The 19,357-nt window shown below is 53.0% G+C and carries 19 protein-coding genes; 10 read left to right on the top strand and 9 right to left on the bottom strand.

The window, feature by feature from the left end:
- Positions 1-34 precede the first annotated feature (34 nt).
- The 7 genes from BBD41_RS25420 (at position 35) to BBD41_RS25390 (ending at position 5,240) form a co-directional block, all read left to right on the top strand.
- Positions 35-1,018, top strand: coding sequence for a YpdA family putative bacillithiol disulfide reductase (locus BBD41_RS25420; RefSeq protein ID WP_077567027.1), 984 nt, complete (start codon positions 35-37; stop codon positions 1,016-1,018).
- 21 nt (positions 1,019-1,039) lie between these two features.
- Positions 1,040-1,483, top strand: a complete 444-nt coding sequence (locus BBD41_RS25415) for a DUF441 domain-containing protein (RefSeq protein WP_099479342.1) — start codon at positions 1,040-1,042, stop codon at positions 1,481-1,483.
- A gap of 210 nt (positions 1,484-1,693) precedes the next feature.
- Entirely contained in the window at positions 1,694-2,599 is a 906-nt protein-coding gene (locus tag BBD41_RS25410; RefSeq protein ID WP_099479340.1) for a decaprenyl-phosphate phosphoribosyltransferase, read from the top strand.
- A gap of 31 nt (positions 2,600-2,630) precedes the next feature.
- On the top strand, positions 2,631-3,263 hold the full coding sequence (locus tag BBD41_RS25405; protein ID WP_099479338.1) for an HAD family hydrolase: 633 nt from the start codon (positions 2,631-2,633) through the stop codon (positions 3,261-3,263).
- Entirely contained in the window at positions 3,251-3,592 is a 342-nt protein-coding gene (locus BBD41_RS25400) for an EamA family transporter (RefSeq protein WP_077567031.1), read from the top strand. The genes BBD41_RS25405 and BBD41_RS25400 overlap by 13 nt, the downstream gene beginning before the upstream one ends.
- On the top strand, positions 3,582-3,902 hold the full coding sequence (locus BBD41_RS25395; protein WP_077567032.1) for an EamA family transporter: 321 nt from the start codon (positions 3,582-3,584) through the stop codon (positions 3,900-3,902). The genes BBD41_RS25400 and BBD41_RS25395 overlap by 11 nt, the downstream gene beginning before the upstream one ends.
- A 51-nt stretch (positions 3,903-3,953) precedes the next feature.
- Entirely contained in the window at positions 3,954-5,240 is a 1,287-nt protein-coding gene (locus BBD41_RS25390) for a DUF6080 domain-containing protein (RefSeq protein ID WP_099479336.1), read from the top strand.
- A gap of 124 nt (positions 5,241-5,364) precedes the next feature.
- Here BBD41_RS25390 and BBD41_RS25385 read toward each other — a convergent pair whose 3' ends face one another.
- The gene (locus tag BBD41_RS25385) at positions 5,365-7,110 is read right to left on the bottom strand and encodes an ABC transporter ATP-binding protein (RefSeq protein ID WP_077567034.1); all 1,746 of its coding nucleotides are present in this window, start codon (positions 7,108-7,110) and stop codon (positions 5,365-5,367) included.
- Positions 7,111-7,242: 132 nt separating this feature from the next.
- Between BBD41_RS25385 and BBD41_RS25380 the strand changes: the two genes are divergently transcribed.
- Positions 7,243-7,746, top strand: a complete 504-nt coding sequence (locus BBD41_RS25380) for an ADP-heptose synthase (protein ID WP_077567035.1) — start codon at positions 7,243-7,245, stop codon at positions 7,744-7,746.
- 236 nt (positions 7,747-7,982) lie between these two features.
- Here BBD41_RS25380 and BBD41_RS25375 read toward each other — a convergent pair whose 3' ends face one another.
- Together BBD41_RS25375 and BBD41_RS25370 are read right to left on the bottom strand one after the other, a co-directional pair.
- Positions 7,983-8,441 (bottom strand): NUDIX domain-containing protein, encoded by a 459-nt coding sequence (locus BBD41_RS25375; protein ID WP_077567036.1) that lies wholly within the window; start codon positions 8,439-8,441, stop codon positions 7,983-7,985.
- A gap of 49 nt (positions 8,442-8,490) precedes the next feature.
- Positions 8,491-8,796 carry a HesB/YadR/YfhF family protein gene (locus tag BBD41_RS25370; protein ID WP_077567037.1) on the bottom strand — a complete coding sequence of 102 codons (306 nt, stop codon included), beginning with the start codon at positions 8,794-8,796 and terminating at the stop codon, positions 8,491-8,493.
- A gap of 582 nt (positions 8,797-9,378) precedes the next feature.
- Between BBD41_RS25370 and BBD41_RS25365 the strand changes: the two genes are divergently transcribed.
- A complete protein-coding gene (locus BBD41_RS25365) occupies positions 9,379-11,136 on the top strand; it encodes an ABC transporter ATP-binding protein (RefSeq protein WP_077567038.1) in 1,758 nt (585 codons plus the stop codon).
- Positions 11,137-13,242 carry an ABC transporter ATP-binding protein gene (locus tag BBD41_RS25360; RefSeq protein ID WP_077567039.1) on the top strand — a complete coding sequence of 702 codons (2,106 nt, stop codon included), beginning with the start codon at positions 11,137-11,139 and terminating at the stop codon, positions 13,240-13,242. It begins immediately after the preceding gene.
- Positions 13,243-13,444: 202 nt separating this feature from the next.
- Here the strand turns inward: BBD41_RS25360 and BBD41_RS25355 are convergent, their stop codons facing one another.
- From BBD41_RS25355 to BBD41_RS25330, 6 genes are all read right to left on the bottom strand, one after another.
- Entirely contained in the window at positions 13,445-14,374 is a 930-nt protein-coding gene (locus BBD41_RS25355) for an S-layer homology domain-containing protein (RefSeq protein WP_237086913.1), read from the bottom strand.
- Positions 14,375-14,435: 61 nt separating this feature from the next.
- A complete protein-coding gene (locus tag BBD41_RS25350; RefSeq protein ID WP_028405569.1) occupies positions 14,436-14,900 on the bottom strand; it encodes a hypothetical protein in 465 nt (154 codons plus the stop codon).
- Between the two features lie 81 nt (positions 14,901-14,981).
- A complete protein-coding gene (locus BBD41_RS25345; RefSeq protein WP_099479331.1) occupies positions 14,982-15,716 on the bottom strand; it encodes a hypothetical protein in 735 nt (244 codons plus the stop codon).
- 3 nt (positions 15,717-15,719) lie between these two features.
- Positions 15,720-16,607: an ATP-binding cassette domain-containing protein gene (locus BBD41_RS25340; RefSeq protein WP_077567042.1), complete on the bottom strand. Its 888-nt coding sequence runs from the start codon at positions 16,605-16,607 to the stop codon at positions 15,720-15,722.
- 247 nt (positions 16,608-16,854) lie between these two features.
- The gene (locus BBD41_RS25335) at positions 16,855-17,250 is read right to left on the bottom strand and encodes a PqqD family protein (RefSeq protein ID WP_237086912.1); all 396 of its coding nucleotides are present in this window, start codon (positions 17,248-17,250) and stop codon (positions 16,855-16,857) included.
- A gap of 7 nt (positions 17,251-17,257) precedes the next feature.
- Complete coding sequence (locus BBD41_RS25330) at positions 17,258-19,180, bottom strand: OPT family oligopeptide transporter (protein ID WP_099479330.1); 1,923 nt, start codon at positions 19,178-19,180, stop codon at positions 17,258-17,260.
- Positions 19,181-19,357 lie beyond the last annotated feature (177 nt).

The following is a 19,357-nucleotide window of genomic DNA, read 5'->3' as shown; positions in this document are numbered from 1 at the left end:
AAAAGCGCAAGGTATATACATAAGGAGGATCACCATGCTAGATGTTCTTGTTATCGGTGCAGGCCCCTGCGGACTGGCAGCAGCGATCGAATGCGGCCGCCAGGGACTCGACTGCGAAATTATTGATAAGCATAATGTCGTTCATTCCATTTACCTCTACCCGACGCATATGCAATTTTTCAGTACGGCTGAAATGCTCGAAATCGGAGATATTCCGTTTGCCATATCGAATGACAAGCCTTACCGGCACGAGGCTCTCGCCTATTACCGCCGCGTTGCCAAACATTTTGATCTGAAAATATCGCCATATGAAGAGGCCCTGACCATTGCTAAGCAGCCAGACGGCAGCTTCATTGTCCGCACTCGCCGGCGAAACGGCGAAGAGAACGTGCGGCAAGCCCGTCACGTCGTCATTGCAACCGGATATTTCGATCATCCGAATTATATTGGCATCCCCGGTGAAGACTTGGAGAAGGTCACCCATTACTTCCGCGAAGCCCATCCGTATGCCGGAATGAAGACCGTTATTATCGGCGGCAGCAACTCGGCCGTGGATGCGGCGATGGAGCTGATCCGTGTCGGCGCGGAGGTCACGATGGTTTATCGGGGCGAAGCCGTATCCGAAAACATCAAGCCTTGGGTTCGCCCGCTGTTCGACAGCATGGTGCAGAAAGGGCATATCAACCTCTATCTGCAGTCCCGCGTCATTGAAATTACGGAGGATTCGGTCCGGATCCAATCCGACCAAGGCGAAGAGCTTCGGCTGGATAACGACTTTGTGCTCGCCTTGACGGGGTTCCGTCCGGACCGCAAGCTCCTCTCCTCCTCCGGCGTTCAATTGGATGAAGGTATGGAGAAGCCGCTGTACGACCCCGAGACGATGGAAACGAACGTGCCCGGGTTGTATGTGGCCGGGGTAATCGCTTCCGGACGCAACGCGAACGAGGTCTTTATCGAGACCGGCCGTTATCATGGGCGGTTAATCGCACAGCACTTGAATGCTACAGCACAAAGCTAAGCTAATAAGGAGTGATTCCGTATGGATGTAACCTCCCTCATCCTGCTTGCCATGGCTGCGCTCGGGATTATCAGCAGCAACTCGGCCGTAACCATCGCGATGCTCGCCCTTTTGCTGATCCGGGTGACCGGCTTTCACCAAGCCTTCCCATGGCTTGAGAAATACGGCCTTACGATCGGTATCATTATATTGACCATTGGCGTCATGTCTCCGCTGGCTAGCGGGAAGATGAGTCTTGCGTCGATCGGCCAATCGTTCATGAACTGGAAGTCGCTTCTTGCCATTGCCGTAGGCATGCTTGTCGCTTACCTTGGGGGCAGGGGAGCAACCCTGATGGGGAGCAACCCGACCGTCGTCGCAGGTCTGCTGATCGGGACCGTGCTCGGTGTCGCGTTATTCCGCGGCGTCCCGGTCGGCCCGCTGATTGCAGCTGGATTATTATCCCTGTTGATCGGCAAATCCTGAACGGATATCCAGCTGGATCACTGATCATAGAATGAAACAAGTTTGGCCTCCTTACCGTCTTACTTAACGTAGGGAGGCTTTTCGATTTGTATTTATGCAAACCTATCATTTCCATTCAAAGGCAAATTTATGGTATGATAGCTATCGTATTTTATGAAGTCTCTTCTTCCCTCAGCTTATGCATAACGTTAGATCCAGGAGGTAATCCCATTGTCGTCAACAAATACGGAATCGTCCGCCGCTCCTGCGAGAAGGCTTCCTTTCCTTCTCTTCAGGCAGCTCAGACCGAAGCAGTGGACGAAAAATTTACTCATTTTTGCAGCTCCATTATTCTCATTCGAAACGGTGCATGCCCGCACGCTGCTGGATACCGTAATCGGCTTTTTTCTGCTGTCTTTTGTGTCCGGCTGCGTTTATATTATCAATGACTATGCGGACCGCGAGGCGGACCGGAACCACCCTGTAAAGAAATTCCGACCGATGGCTTCCGGCGAACTCCCGCCGAATTTGGCCCTTGTATTTGGCGCGTTGCTGCTCATCGTCTCTCTGGCGGTTTCTTACCTTCTGAACCCGTTGTTCACAGGTCTGCTGCTGCTCTATTTTGCGATGAACGTCGCCTATTCTTTCCGGCTGAAACACGTCGTTATCATTGATATTATGATCATAGCGGCCGGGTTCGTGCTTCGGGCGATTGCGGGCGGCCTTGTCATCCATGTGCCGTTTACGCCGTGGTTCCTCTTGTGCACGATGCTCCTCTCCCTGTTTCTAGCAATCGGTAAACGGCGCCATGAGCTTTATTTGCTGCAGAACGATGTTGGCTCCCATCGTAAAGTGCTGGATCATTACTCATTTGACCTGTTAGATCAGATGAGCAGTATCGTGACGACGGCAACGATCATCAGCTACTCCCTGTTCACCTTTACTTCGGGCCGAACCGTCCATCTCATGTGGACAATTCCGTTCGTCATCTACGGCATGTTCCGTTACCTGTACCTGATTCACATCGAGAAGAAAGGCGGTGCCCCCGACAAGGTTCTCTTGGAGGATCGCCACATCCTGGTCACCGTGATCTTGTACGTGATCAGCGTCGTCGTAATATTAGTGAACTTTGAATAGCATCTATACGTCTTAATAGAAGGAATGACCTATGAAGCAAAAATTTGCGATTTTCGATGTTGATAAAACGGTGATCCATACGGACTCCATGTTCCAATTTCTTCTCTACGGATGGAGAAAGCGACCGTCCTCGGCTCCGCACCTATTTAAGGTTGTGCTGCATTCTGTTCTGTATAAAGCGGGAATGATGCCGGCTGAGCAGGCCAAGAGCGCATATTTTCATGCCATTCACCACCTGGACGATTCGGACCTTGAGCATTTCTATCGGACTAAAATCTTGCCAGCTATGTATCCGGAAGCGGTCAAGGTCATGAAGGACAAGAAAAATAAAGGCTTCCATGTCCTGCTCGTGACCGCATCGCCGGATGCTTATATGAGATTTTTCACCGAATTGCCCTATGTCGATCATGTGATCGCCACAAAGCTGACGTCCCGCCACGGACGCTTCACCTCGATGATCGAGGGGAAAAATTGCAAAGGGGAGGAGAAGGTCGTTCGCATCCGGCAATATCTGGAGGAGATCGGCCTTGAGATTGACTACGAGCAGTCCTGCGCGTATTCCGATTCGCTGTCCGATTTGCCCATGCTGGGCTTGGTCAAGCATAAATACTTGATCAATCATAAATCCGCCCATGGATGCGAGGGATTAATATGGAACAACTAAAAGCGATGGAAGCGCCGCGCCATCTCGGCAAGGGACTGATGATCCTGTCGGCCATTCTGACAGCGACCGGGCAATTGTTCTGGAAGTGGGGCCATTCGAATCTGTGGTACATGGCCATCGGATTTATCTGTTACGGTCTCGGCGCCTTGCTCATGATCAAGTCCTTTTCCTTGGAAAAGCTGTCGGTTGCCTACCCGCTGATGTCCATCAGCTACATCGTGGCCCTGTTTTACGGCGAGTTTTTCCTGGATGAGCCTTTAAGCATCAAAAAATTGGCGGCTGTTGCTCTGCTGGGAATCGGGGTGACCTTAACCTCCTATGAAAAATGAATGGATCCTTTATGCCCTGCTGCTGGTTATGACGCTTTTCGGGTCCTTGGGGAGCGTGCTGTTTAAAGCCTTCACGGCGAACAAGCAGCTCAAGCTGCTCCTGGCCGGGTTTGTCAGCTATGGTCTGGGTGCGCTGCTTAACATCTATTTGCTTGGCCAGCTGCCTTACACGCTTGTCATGCCGGCCAATGCGCTGACTTTTCTGTGGGCGCTGATCTTTGCCAAACTGGTGTTCAAAGAGACCGTCGGCATCCGGAAAATTGCGGGCGTCGCTTTTATCATCTCCGGTTTATTGCTCCTCGTATCGTGAGCACACTTGTGAGAACAAATCTTGACTATTGATGAATGGTGGAATGTGAACATGTCTTTTCTGAGCTATCTGTTTCGAAATAAACGCGATAACTACACGGCTATCGGATTGGCTGCATGCCTTGCGGTGCTGTATTTCTATATGAACATCCCATTTGTTTCATACATAAGGGACAACGCAGCCTTGCTTGCCCCGCATAATCCGTTTTACGGAGCGCCGTTCCAGCTGAATTTGTTCAACTTCGACCCTTCCATGCAGTACGGGCCCGAAAATGTCACCATTATTCACCCGCTTATCAATTTCTTGACCGGAACGCTAACCTTCCTGTTCGGCAAATCGAATCTGCCCTTTCTGATCATTCAATCGATCATGAATGCATGCAGTGCGGCGATTCTGTATTATCTCATCCGCCGGATCGGCGCCGGCTGGCTCCTAGCCTCCATTATGGCGGTCTTCTTCGGCATCAGCTCGTATACGATTTTTACCGCGCTGATTCCCGACTCCTATGCCTATGCACAGTTTGTCATCATCCTTTCAGCGGCATATCTGCACTATTGCCGGATCGAGGAACGCTTCAGCGTGCCGGCTAACGCTGCATGGGGACTGCTTAATTTCGGAATTACCTCTACGAATGTGGCAACCTTCTTCGGCGCATTCTTCATCAGCTTGTTTGACCGGCGGCGCTATTCGATATGGAGCCGGCTCTTGTACACCCTGCTCGTATTTGCCGCGCTGGTGGCCGGTGCGACGCTGATACAGTATTTCGTATTCTCCGGAAAGACATGGATTGGAAATGTATTCTCAAGCATGCAGAACGGGGCTTTCAGCTACGTGGCGCCTTTCTCGTTTTCGCACCATGCCCGTGTTTTTCATATGCTGCTGGTGAGCCCGATCCTCTCCCCGGAGATGGCCATGATCGATCCCGGCATCGCCGCGTTCGCGACCGATTTGACCAAGCCTTACCCGGTTTACGTCAACATCATCGGTTTCGGCCTGCTGGCGCTCGCTATTCTGGCTTTTGTAAGCGGCTTGAGGACGCGGAATGCCTGGGCCTTCATCGTATACATTATGTTCGGCATTCTGCTGCATGTCGTTATCGGCTTCGGGCTGGCAACCTATTCCTATGATATGTACCTGTACGCAGGCCATTATCTGTTCGCGGTATTCGTCCTGGCGGCCATGCTGATTTCGAAGCTGCACCAAGGCCTGGCCAAGCAGCTGCTGACCGGTGTCATGATCGTATTTATGCTTGTCACCCTCGTCCATAACATCGTCTTGCATCATCAAACACTGGACTACATCCAGACGACGTATGAGACGGTACTCAAGACGCCCTGAGCCCTGAGGATTTCAAACAGGCAAGCACGCATACCATAAAGCCAATAGAATCAAACATAAACAACAAAGACCCGCTTCCCTTGCCGCGCAGGCCATGGAAACGGGTCTTATTCAAGTTCTTCTCCTATGCTTCAAGATGCTGCACATTGTACAGCCGGGCATAGCTGCCGTCCAGATTCATCAGCTCGGCATGTGTGCCCTGCTCGGTAATCCGGCCGTTCTCCAGCACGACGATCTGATCGGCGTGCGTAATCGTTGACAAACGGTGCGCGACAATGAGCGTGGTCCGATTATTGGTCAGCGATTGCAGCGCCTGCTGGATCAGATGCTCGGATTCCAGATCCAGCGCGGAGGTCGCCTCGTCGAGTACAAGAATGTCCGGATCCTTAAGAAAGACGCGGGCAATGGCAAGCCTCTGCTTCTGTCCGCCCGACAGCTTGACGCCCCTCTCGCCAACCTCCGTATCATAGCCCTGCGGCAGCTGGGTAATAAAATCATGGGCGTTCGCCGCCTTCGCCGCAGCGATGATCTCCTCCTCGCCCGCTTCCGGGTTGCCGAAAAGGATATTCTCCCGGACCGTTCCGCTAAACAGGAAGTTATCCTGGAGCACCATGCCGATCGATCCGCGCAGGCTGTCCAGCGTCAAGCTGCGGACATCATGTCCGTTGATTTTGACCGCGCCCTGCTGCACGTCGTAGAATCTTGGAATCAAGCCGATTAGCGAGGATTTCCCCCCGCCGCTCATCCCGACGAAGGCGACCGTCTGCCCCTGCTTGATCGTCAAACTGATATCCTTAAGCACCCATCCCGCGTTGTCATTGTATTGAAACCACACGCGGTCGAAATCGATCTGCCCCGCCTTCTTCAGCTCCTTGGCATCCGGGCGGTCGACGATGTCGTAGGGCTCGTCCATCAGTTCCTTGACGCGCTCCAGCGATGCGGAGGCCTGTGTCAACACCGTCGAAGAGTTAATCAGACGCCGCAGGGGCGCATACAGCCTGTCCAGGTATCCGAAGAAGGCAACAAATGTCCCCAGGGTCAAATCGCCCTGGATGACCCGGTAGCCCCCGTAGCCGATCACCAGGATCGGCGCGATGTCGGTCAGCGTGTTGATCACCGAGAAGGTGAGCGCGTTCCAGCGCGTCTGCGCCATCGCCTTTTTCAGGAAATTACCGTTGATGCCTTCGAATTTCTTCTGATCGTAACGCTCCAGCGTAAAGCTGCGAATGACGGATATCCCCTGAATGCGCTCATGCAAGTAAGCCTGAATGCCCGCCAGCGCCTGGGAGCGATCCTTCGTCAGCTTCTTCAGCCGCTTGTACAGCAGATTGACGGCTAATCCGTACAGCGGGAGCACCGCAATGGCTACCAGCGTCAGCACCGGATTCATGACAAACATGATGACCAGCACGAAGAGCAGCGTGAAAATGTCCAGCCAAATGTTCATCATGCCGACTTCCACCAGGTTTTTGGACTGCTCCACATCATTAATGAAGCGGGAAATCGCCTCTCCCACCTTCGTATTCTGATAATAGCGCAGCGACAGGCGCTGCAGATGAGCGTACAGCCGGTTGCGCATATCAAATAGAATCCGGCTTGTAATGAACTGTGCGAAATATTGCCGGAAATACTCGACGGGGCCCCGGATGACAACAAATACCACCAAGGTACCGCCGAGAATCCACATGAGCTGCTCGATCTTCTGCGCGACGGACAGCTGCTGGTCGATCAGAAGATCGTCCACGACATACTTCATGATCATCGGGAGCAGCAGCGGAATCCCGAATTTAATCATCCCGATCACGAGGGTCAGAATGATCCATTTCATATAAGGCTTAACGAATGGATAGTAAATTTTCCATGATTTCAAACGAAATAACAGCCCCTTTCTTATGCAATCCACCCGGTTGTTCGGTAAAGAGCGGTTGACATTTAAGTCCTTCAATGCTTTATTAGTTCTAAACTTATTAAATGTATCATGTCACGCAGGAGGACTTCTTTCATGACCAGAGTTTTCGTGACGGAAGCGGTCATGCTGGCCATTTACGGCCAATTGTTGGTACCGCCGAGGCCCGTCGAATACATCATACCGTATACAACCATATTGGAATTATACGAGCTCCATGCCAGCGAGGAGCAGCTCATGAACAATACCGATGATGATCAGCACGTCAAGATGAAGATCCGTGAGCTCATCTCCTATTTCGAGGAGCCGCTGAACAAGAAGAAGATCGACCGCGCCCTTCAGGTGCCTTGGGCGAAGAGCCCGATGATTCCCGTAGGGGAATCCACGACCGTAACGGTGATGAATACATTGGATACCGCAACCTACGGAGAGGCCTTCGATCCGATCGAAACCGAGCTATTGCTCGCTTCCCAAAAGGCCGAAGCGCCGATCCTGACCGACCAGTTCGAGCTGATTCAGCGGATCGTGGACAGTGCGGTTCCCGTTCAGGTGTACGATATCGATGATTTCGATTTCGCCCTGGAAGTGCCGATGTCTTAAGGCCCGGTCTTGAACGGACAGGCTTCAGCCATTGTATCACAACATTCGAATAGGATCTTGACTGAAAAAAATTCCCCGTACGGGGAATTTTTGAATTCGAGCTATCCAAATGTTCGCCTGGCCATTGCCGCTGCGCCAGCGGCAATCCACATATAGACAGACAAGAGGCAAGGCCCCTGGAGGCCTTCCCCCTCTTGCTGTTGCGGAAATACGCTGCTTTTCCTTGCAGCAGCCCGCTATGGAGCTTCCTTTGCCTTGTTGGCTTTGTCAAGTAAACGGATTGTAATCTTATCCATCTGGGGCAAATTCTCCCGATTAAAAAACTTCAACGAGATTTCCGCATCCATCGACAATTGAATCGCGCTGCGCAGACCGGTTGCTTCATAGAGGCCAATAACGTAGTATTCCTCATCGCCGCCAAGATGCTTCTTCATGTACTCCGGACCGGATACCAGCTCCAGCAGCCGCATCTCGTCCGCGGTAAGCCCGGTTTCCTCCCACAGCTCTCTGGAAGCGGTATCTTCAAGGGCTTCGCCAGGCTTCAGGTTCCCCATTGGAAGTCCCCATACGTCCCTGTTCTGCCGCTTCAGAAGCAGGAGCTCTCCATGCTCATTCAGCACGAGCACAGCCGCCTTTACGCGGACCACCGAACGCTTGCCGATATATTGGCGAATATCGCGGTGATATACGTTCATCCCGGGAACCTCCTTTCCCTAGACAGCGCTGCAGTATATTCCTATGCGATCAATTCACTGCGCCCTCTTCTTCATAAATATACGAAATGTCATCCTGTGATTCCTCATATGTGACGTGCAGCGTATAGCCCTTCAAATACCAGAGGTCCTGCTCCTCCATATAAAATGTGACTTCTTCCGACTGCTCGGTCAATCCCGGGGATCTCGGCTCCTCGACGGAAATGCCAAGCGAAAATCCGGGATGCAGCCCGCCGCCTGAGCTATACCGCGGGAAGAAGCGCACGTATGTGCCTGGCTGAAGGTCCAGTTCCTTTCTATACCAACGCGCCGCCTCATCGCTGACTTGAATCTGCATTTGCTGTGCCCCCTTCTCCAGAAGTCATTATCCGACAGCCTCCGGTCCAACATCTCTTCATCCGATGGGCCGAAGATACGGTCACTAATGTTAATACCATGTACGTATTAACATAATAACGCAAACATACGTTAGGTTACAAATCCATTTTGATAACAAATTGATGACGGATTGAGCTTGATCCCGAGCGCGGAAACCCAAAATTTAGGTTTGACACACTCCAGAATATGGTGTTACAATTCACTCCATACGAGATCGATTTGAATTTATTGTAAAATTACGAAGAAAGGGTGAGCCTCATGTTGAATCCAATTGGCATGGATGTCCTGTTTGATCTGAAGATCCTACAATTGAATATGATTCGGCTCCCCGTTCGTGCTGCATCGTCATCATGAAGCCTTGTTCATCCGGATTCTTGTCCGCCGATAAACAGGTCTAACCGCGCGCGAAAGGCCTCGATCACCGTGCGTATGATAGGTTAAAGATTGAATAAGCATATCGTCCGTCATCGGATGATGTGCTTTTTTTGGTTTTTAGAGATGATCGGCTGCAGAAAACCTGCATACGAAAGGAAGGGATACCATGTTTGCCGTACTTCGAAATTTAGGATGGTTTTTCAAGCGTGAACGGAAACGATACTTAATCGGATTGTTTTTCCTCATTTTTTGCGGGCTGATCGAGCTCCTGCCGCCGCTGCTGCTCGGAGACGCGATTGACGACATCGTCAGCAGCTCCATTACCTGGGCCTCCCTGGTCAAATATATCCTGTTGATTCTCGGGATTGTTGCAATCGTTTATGGAGCGACCTACATATGGATGCACCGCCTGTTCGGAGGCGCTAATCTCGTGGAGCGTCTGCTCCGGACCCGGTATATGAATCATCTGCTGCGAATGCTGCCTCCGTTCTTCGAACGGAACCGGACCGGGGACTTGATGGCCAAGGCAACGAACGATCTTCGTTCCGTTGCGGCCACGGCCGGATTCGGCATGCTCGTCATGACCGACTCCACGATCTATTTGATCGTAGTTCTGTTTGCGATGGGCTTTATCGTCAGCTGGAAGCTGACGCTCGCTGCCATTCTCCCGCTTCCCATCATCGCCGTCGGCATGGTGATCTATGGAAGAGCGATCCATAAACGCTATACGCTCGCGCAGGACGCGTTCGGCGATATGAACGATCAGGTGCTGGAATCCGTCGCCGGCGTGCGGGTCGTCCGGGCGTATGTGCAGGAACGCGCAGACCAGAAGCGGTTTCAGGATATCACGGATGATGTCTACCGAAAAAACCTGGCCGTAGCCAAGGTTGACGCTCTATTCGAGCCGACGATTAATTTTTCCATTGGACTGAGCTATGTGATCAGCCTGGCCTATGGCGTATACCTGGTCTTTCATAACCAAATCACTCTCGGGGATCTCGTATCGTTCAATATGTACCTGGGGATGATGATTTGGCCGATGTTCGCAATCGGCGAGCTGATCAATATCATGCAGCGGGGCAATGCGTCCCTGGATCGTGTCAATGAAACGCTCAATACGCCGCCGGACGTCCCAGATCCCGAACAGCCCGTTGACCTTGATCAGCCGGACTCGATCCGTTTCCGAGACGTTACGTTCCGCTATCCGACCTCATCCATCGATAATTTGAAAAATATCAGCTTCACGCTGCAGAAAGGCCAGACGCTCGGCGTCGTCGGACGAACGGGCAGCGGCAAATCGACGCTGCTTAAGCAGCTTCTGCATGAATATCCGACCGGAACCGGAGATATTCTGATCGGAGGCGTTCCGATCGAGAGGCTTGCGGCCGACAAGCTGCACAGCTGGATCGGGTATGTTCCCCAGGAGCAAATTCTGTTCTCCAAAACCGTGAGACAGAACATCCAATTCGGCAAAAAGGACGCCAGTGACGAGCTCATTATGGAGGCGATCACGACTGCCGCATTCGATAAGGACCTTGTCACGCTGTCCGACGGACTCGACACGCTCGTCGGCGAGAAGGGCGTGGCCTTATCCGGCGGCCAAAAGCAGCGCGTCTCCCTTGCCCGAGCCTTTATCGGCGATCCCGAAATTCTGATTCTGGATGACTCCCTCTCGGCGGTCGATGCCAGAACCGAGGCGAGAATTATCGAGAATATCCGAAGCAAGCGCGCAGGCAAAACAACATTGATCTCGACCCATCGCTTGTCGGCGGTACAGCATGCGGACTTCATCGTCGTGCTTGAGGACGGCCGGATTATCGAGCAGGGGACCCATGACGAGCTGCTGGCGCTTGGCGGCTGGTACCGCGAGCAATATGAACGCCAGCAGGTGGAAAACAATCTGACCTCCGAGGAGGTGTCATAATTGACTCCAAACGATACAACGATATCCAATGATTCCGGAATTGCCAAGCGGCTGTTCCGATATGCCTTAACGGCTAAAGGCACCTTCATCACGGCGCTGCTCCTGCTTGCGATCGGTGTCGCTGCAGAGCTCGCCGGCCCGTTCATCGCCAAGACGATGATTGACGACCATATCCTTGCCATCGAGAAGCCGTATTATGAGAGCAAGGAAGCGGATGGGGCTGCACAATATAAAGGGACCTATTACAAGCGCGAGGACCGCTTCACGGTCGGTGAAGCACGCGGACAGGAGGTGCGGATCCTCCAAGCGGGACGCAGCTTCTACTTTATCCAAGAGCCGGTGACGCGGGTTGACGGTACCCGCTCTTATGAGAACGGAATGCTGACGATCACCGCAGGGCAGGAGCAGCTCCGGTACCCGGCTGTACCCTTGTCCACAAATGAATTATTCGAGTTTTACAAGCCAGAGCTTCCCAGCATCTACAAGCTGGTCGGCCTGTTCCTGATCTGCTTGCTGGTGTCCATGATTACGGTATTCGGCCGAACCTACTGGCTGCAATCGGCAGCCAACCGGGTTATCCAGAAGCTGCGGACCGATGTGTACGCGCACATTCAGCGGCTGCCGGTGAACTTCTTCGATAATCTGCCGGCGGGGAAGGTCGTGTCCCGGGTCACGAACGATACTGAAGCGGTCAAAGACCTGTTCGTAGCCGTGTTATCCAACTTCAGCTCAGGCGCGGTTTACATTACCGGGATCTACGTCGCCTTGTTCCTTCTCGATGTTCGTCTCGGTTTAATCAGCCTGTTTGTCATTCCGATGCTGATCGTATGGACGATTCTGTACCGCAAATTCGCGACAAAATACAATACGGTGATTCGCTCACGGCTCAGTGAGATTAACGCCATAATCAATGAGTCCATCCAGGGGATGGCCATTATTCGCGTATTCCGCCGCCAGAAGGCGACGCAGGAGGAATTTGAAGCCCTGAACGCCGATTACATGGCGCATCAGAACAAGATGCTGAACCTGAACTCCTTCACCACCCATAACCTTGTTAACGTATTGCGGAACGTAAGCTTCGTGGTCGTGCTGTGGTATTTCGGCTCTGCTTCGCTGAACGGGGCCGGCATCGTATCGATCGGGGTTCTCTACGCCTTCGTCGACCTGCTCGGCCGGATGTTCCAGCCGATTACCGGCATGGTGAACCAGCTGGCAGCGCTGGATACCTCTATCGTATCCGCAAAACGCGTATTCGAGCTGATGGATGAAACCGGCGAGAACGTGACGGACGGCTCGATGCCTCGTTATTTGGGGAATGTGGAATTTAAGGACGTGTCTTTTGCTTACAAAAAGGATTGGGTGCTTAAAAATATTTCCTTCGAAGCGAAGCAAGGCCAGACGGTGGCCCTTGTCGGCCACACGGGATCAGGCAAAAGCTCCATCATCAACCTGTTGTTCCGTTTCTACGATCCGCAGAAAGGCACCATTACGATTGACGGGCAGCCGGTGACGGACATTCCGAAGCAGTGGCTGCGGAAGCATATGGGCATCGTGCTTCAGGATCCGTATTTATTCACCGGGACGATTGCCTCCAACGTAAGCCTTGGCGATCCCGAAATTACGCGGGAGCAGGTTGAACAGGCACTACGCGATGTAGGCGCAGACCGGCTGCTGGCCCATCTTCCTCAAGGATTCGACGAGCCGGTGATCGAGAAAGGAAGCACCCTCTCTGCCGGTCAGCGTCAATTGATCTCATTTGCGCGTGCCCTCGCGTTCAATCCGGCTATCCTTATTCTCGATGAAGCTACAGCCAACATCGATACCGAGACCGAGGCGCTGATCCAGGATGCGCTCGAGGTTCTGAAGCGCGGCCGTACGACCTTTATCATCGCGCACCGGCTGTCGACCATTCGCAGTGCAGACCAGATCCTAGTCCTGCACCGGGGCGAAATCGTGGAGCGGGGCTCGCATGAGGAATTGATGGCCCTTGAAGGAAGATACTACAAGATGTATCAGCTGCAGCAAGGAGGCGTCTCAGGTCAAGTCGAGCCTAAAGAGCCGGTTGGAGCTCAGCTAGCGGCCAAACCAGCAGGCAGTCATCTATAATCGCAAGAGTCTTGTGTCCCTTGCATTCGCTACCTTCTGGGGGTGGCTGCGCTAGTTCGCGTTACTCGGTTTGCCGCCCTTTTAAAAAACATGAATTTAGACAGCAATGCAAGAAGGCTGCCTTATCGCGTGTTCAGCGCGTGAGGCAGCCTTCTTGCATAAACTTGTTTGTAAGGCCGAATAAGCCGGCCCAGCCGAAGCATTACTTCGACAATTCAAGCTTATCATCGATTTTGACTGAAATTTTCGAATACTTGGCCGGAATGAGCACATCGTCCGATGCTGAAGAAATCACTTGCGGATAAAATTTGTCCGGGTCGGGTTGAATGATTCGGTAGTAGACTACCGCTTCCGTGCTGCTTGTATAATCAACCGAGGTAATCTTGATGGAATATCCCGGATGCGGCAAGTCATCCTTCGTTACCGTGACTTTGTTCTGCTTCTCGTCCACTTTTTCGATACGGGTCGTTACGGTTGGGTCGGATTCACCGGGCTCAGCAGGAAGGGTGTTGTTCTGATGCTCTTCAATAAATTGAATCGCGTTATAGACCAGCTCGGCCGCTTCCATGCGTTTCAGCTGTTGATCCGGATGGAATTTGTCGTTAGCATCCAGCTTCGCGATTTTGGTCAGCAGCAGGAATTGAACTGCGCTTTTGCTTTCCTGCTTGATTTGATCCTCATCTGCCACATTGACGTACATCATGACGATTGGGTAATCGCCGGTTTTCCCGATCGCTTCCACCAGCAGTCTCGCAAAGTCTTCGCGGGTGATCGGCTTATTCCACTCCATGTCGGCCGTTACGGACAGTCCGTTCTGGGCCGCGATATTGACCGCATCCGTGAACCAGGCATCCTTCGGAACGCTCTCGAAGGAACGGCCCGTAAAGTTCGGCATCACCTTCAAATCGACCGCTTTGACGATCAATTGTACGGCCTGTGCATACGTTAGAGGTTTGCCGGGAGCAAACCGGTCAGCACTCACGCCTTGGATAACCCCTTTCGCTTGCAGGTCCTTTACCATTTGCAGCTGCTTCTCTCCCTGGACATCGGTAAAAGCCGATGCAGCTCCGGCGCCTAGAAGCGAGGATGCCACCAGGATCGCGGATAACCATTTCGTTGTTTTCTTCATCATAACACCTCCTATCATTTCTGACGCAGAGGTGCTGGAATATGTTTCATATCTGCGTATTTTTCTAAACGCTTTTTTCGCCGTCCAAACCGAGCTTCACATACATTTCCTTCGAGTAGCCTTGCAGCTTCTGCTCAAGGGCCTGCGCCTGGTCTTTGAAGGCGGTCAGCTCCCGGATCATGCGGGAACGTCCGGCCGGGCTGAAGGTTTCATGAATCCGTTCTTTAAAATAGTCATGAACAATATAATTGCGCTGCTTCCACACTTTCTTCAATTGAACCGTCTCTTCTTCGGAGAAAGGAAAGTAATGCTGGATTTCGTGCACCAGCTGACCGAGCGAGCTGCTTAATTTTCGTTGGTACAGCTCTGCAAAATCCTCCTCCGACGGCACATTACCTTGGGACAGCTTAATCAGCATCAACAAATTCGCCAGCTGCTGCTCAAGCGCCTGTGAATAATATACCGCTAATCCGAAATAGGCAAACAGCTCTTTGGAGTGGTCACTGTCCAGCAGTCGAGTTTGTTTCATCGTTACCTCCTCTGGTATAGGCTGTCTTTACCGTTTCGTTTAAAAACCATATCCCTATGGTAATGGAAGACCTCTCCCACTTCAACCTGATTTTCGCAGCAAGCTTGCGGCATCCTTGTTACAAGCGATCCGCAGATAGATAGCAAACGAGACCAGAGGATATGCAAGCAAATAGAGCACCGTTCCGCCAATTCGCAGCGTCGTCAGCTCCCTGGCATTCATCAGCACATCGATCATTACGGAAACCGGCGGCAGAACATAGGGAATGAAGCCGTAAAAGGCAGGAAGCGAATCGACGAGCGACTTTCCCGCCAAGGACAGGATGATCATAATGATCAACCCGCCGGCAGCCCTCCCCTGGTTCTCGATCCAGCCAGGCTGAAAGAACAACGACAGCGATATACCAATCAGCGACAAACTGAAATGTCCGGCCAGGGCGAGCGCGAGGACAGGCGCTGAGACCGGTTCACCGAACATCCTGAAGGCAGCCGGATAGACCACGGCGAATACGCACATCAGGAATCCGATGATCGCGGCTGCTCCGTATTGGGCCGCATAATACCGCCTCGGGCTGCCGGCATGAATGATCAGCAGCATCGATTGGCGGCCCTGGTCATGGTTCAAAAAATTCATCCCGAGCCAGGCAGAGCCGATAAAGAGCAGCGATGCCGTCACGGCATAGCTGTCCAGAACGGGATTCGGCCGATAGGAATAGATCAGCAGCACCGAGATGATCGTAAAAGCCAGCGGCGCAAAATACCGGTAGGATCTCGTATAGCTCGCCAGCATGTATTTCATTAAAGCCATTGTTCTCATGGGTTAAGCCCCCCTCCCCGGAACGTCATCGTAACCCAGTCCATCCGATACGGATGGATTCTTCCGCAGGGGCTCCAATCTGCTGATCGTCCCTCCGCAACGCAGAATCTCGATCAGCAGCTCGTCCGTAAACGGCTGGGCCGCGACCATGACAGCAGGACTGCCTCTGGATATCCAATATAAAAAGCCCTGTCTGCTCTCCAATTGCTGCATGACGTCCGGCCGCAGGCGGGAGAACTCCAGCCGCATTCTCGCAGCCTCTTTCTGCTGAGCAAGGATGCCGTCCTGCGTAATGGCTCCACCTTCAACGGCCGTCACCCGATCAGCCAGCGAGGCGATCAAAAGCGGCTCATGGACCGACATGGCAATCGACGTCCCCTGCCGCTTAATCTCGCTCAGCATACCGATCATCTCCAGCTGCGAGGGTTCATCCAGTCCGGAGAGAGGCTCGTCCAGAACGAGCAGATCAGGCTGCCGAAGCAGCGCCTGCATGACATTCACTTTCTGGAGCATTCCCTTGGAGCATAAGTTCATCATGGTATCCGGCAGCTGAAATATATTCATCATGGCATCAATCCGCCTGACCGCCGTCTCCTTGTCTATTCCTTGTATGCGAGCGATATACCGCAAGTATTCCGAAGGCCGGAACCGCAGCGGAGGGAAGCGGTCGGGTACGTAACCGATGATTAACGGTTTAACATGTTCCGTTCGGGTACCGCTTGAGGGATTAGCCAATCCGGCGACAAGACAGAGCAAGGTGCTCTTTCCGGCACCATTCCCTCCCGTGATCGCGACGCATTCCCCGCGTGCGATGCTCCAGGATACATCGGACAGCACGTTTGTTTTTCCATAACGTTTGCCGACCTCCCGTAAAGACAGCAGCTTCTGCAAATCTCTCAGCTCCCGTTCCATTAAATGGCGTTTAATATGTATTGTAGTCCCTTTTGCATTCCAAAAACAACCTCCGCCTATTTCGTTCCGGCGGAGGTTAAGTTCGAACCACAGTATCCTATTGACGCCATTCATGATGAAAGGCGGGGCCGTAATGTTTACAGGCGGAGCATGGGATCGGCATCTTTTGTTCAAGCGCCGGGCAGTGCCTCGTGGTTCACCGTCATACTACCCTGCGCCCAGGCAATCATTCATCGGCGGCAAGCTCCCAATCCAGCCAGCCATTCGCCTCCACCACCTGAATGAAAGCTGCCAGACGGGGGATCAGCGGTTCGGCCTGTTCCCCAAATTCGGCATGGATCAAATGCGCGATATCGGATAGGGTATGCTCGCCGTCACATCTTCGGATGACTGCCGCGCCCAGTCGATCCAGCCGGACCCGGATGACTTCGGGCTGGTTCAGGAAACGGACAGCCTGCCGCTCCAGCCAGGAGGCCCTTGGCACATGCACCCGCGCCCCTTCGTCTCCCGGCTCGAATCGGATTCCCGGCTTCAGCAGCGGTTTCATCTCCAGCAGATTGAGCCGGGTGTGGCGGTTATTCCGCATATATCTGGCACGCCGCTTTTTAGGACGAAGCTTCATACCAGTATCATCCCTTTTGTTCCTCGGTTATCGGTTCCGGTTTCCCGCGAAACGAGCCCCATATCAAAATAACGGTTACGGCTAAAAATACAAGGAGCGGCACCGTATTATTCGCAATCAGCACATCGCCCGGCATGTCGACATTCATCCAGATCAATACGGCGATAATGACGCCGATTAGGGATTCGCCTGCGATCAAGCCGGAGGCAAGAAGCGTTCCCTTCTCGATTCTGGCTGCCTTTAACTGCTCATTCTTGCGCGAAGCAAACTCGATAATCCAGCGAACCACGCCTCCGATCATGATCGGCACGCTCACATGAATGGGGAGATAAAGCCCGACGGCCACCGTCAGCGAATTCAAGCCGAGCAGCTCGATAACGACAGCAGCGGCTACGCCGATAAAGATGAGATCCCACGGCAAGCTGCCGGCCATGATCCCCTCGACGATGATCCGCATCAGAACGGCCTTCGGGGCCGGAAGCTGTTCGGAACCAAGACCGTAGCTCTCATTCAACACGGAGAGAATGAATCCGATCACAAGTCCCGAAACAAGGACGCCGATCATCATCGCTACCTGCTGCTTCCAAGGGGTTCCCCCTACCAGGTACCCGGTTTTCAGATCCTGGGAAATATCGCCGGATACGGCAAGCGCGACGCATACGATTGCCCCGACGGTCAGCGAGGCGATCATGCCGGTCATGCCTGTTAAGCCTGTCATTTTAAAAATAAACGTGACGATCAATAACGTCGCAATGGTCATGCCGGATACCGGCGAGGAGGAGCTCCCGACGAGCCCGACGATTCGGGAAGCAACGGTAACGAACAAGAAACCGAACACGGCGATCGCAATCGCTCCGATGATGCCCACATCGGTAAGGGGTGCAAATGCGATGATGACGATCAAGACAGCGATCATCACGACGACCCAGAAGGCGGGAATGTCCTTGTTGGTACGATCCAGGGTTGCCTTCTCGGGTTCCCGGTTCCGAAGGCCGCCAAGGGTGGCAAAGAGTGAGCCGAACAGCATCGGCAAGGTTTTAATCAACGTAATTAATCCGCCAGCCGCCACAGCGCCCGCACCGATGTAGCGGATATAGTCCTCCCACAATCCCCAGGCCGTCAGCTCCCCGATCGGAGCTGCGGACGGGGCGATGACGCTTTGTCCACCCGCGCCGATATAACCGATGATCGGAATGAGGACCAGCCAGGCGAGAGCCCCTCCGGCGAGCATCTGTCCGGATATCCTCGGCCCGATAATGTATCCGACGCCGAGCAAGGCCGGAAAAATATCCATCCCGATCAGGGCATTTTTAAACCGGTAGATATAGGTCTCAATCTCGGTTCTGAACCATTTAAAGCCGTCTCCCATCGCCTTGACGACTCCCCCAATCAGAAAGCCGTACACGACAAAGAGGGCGCTGCGTCCGCCGCGGTCGCCTGATTTAAGCACTTCCGCGCAAGCCATCCCCTCCGGATAAGGGAGCGTAGCATGTTCATTGACGATCAGAAGCCGCCGCAGCGGCACCATCATCGCCACGCCAAGAAAGCCGCCGACGAGCACGATGAAGCTTACGGTCGCCATGGAAGGAATATGATTCCACATATACAGCGCAGGCAGCGTAAAGATAGTGCCAGCGGCAACGGCTTCGCCGGCTGTGGTCATCGTCTGCACGATGTTATTTTCCAGAATGGACTGCCTTCGGAATATTCCTCTTAATACCCCTAACGAGATCACCGCTGCGGGGATGGAGGCGCTGACCGTCAAGCCGATTTTCAGCCCCAAATAGGCATTGGCGGCAGCAAATACAACGGCCAGCACGATGCCCAGGATAATGGCAAATGCCGTTAGCTCGGCCATCGACCTGGAAGCGGGTATGTAAGGAACGAATCCGGTCCCCTTGCTCGCTTGCGCTTGTTTTCCATCTTGCATGCGCATGGCTCCTTTCTAAGCTGTATATGTGGTATGGGCTCGAATCGTAGAGCATCCTTATGTTACCCTCTTCTTCCAATCCTAAACGTGCGGGCATGTTTCTTCGGAAAGAACAAAAAAGCCCGGAGCATCAAAACATGTTTGATACTCCGGGCTGCATGTATGATCAATATGATA

Origin of the sequence: Paenibacillus ihbetae (genome assembly GCF_002741055.1) — a bacterium.
GTDB lineage: Bacteria > Bacillota > Bacilli > Paenibacillales > Paenibacillaceae > Paenibacillus_AQ > Paenibacillus_AQ ihbetae.
This window is presented reverse-complemented; position numbering and strand designations above follow the sequence as displayed.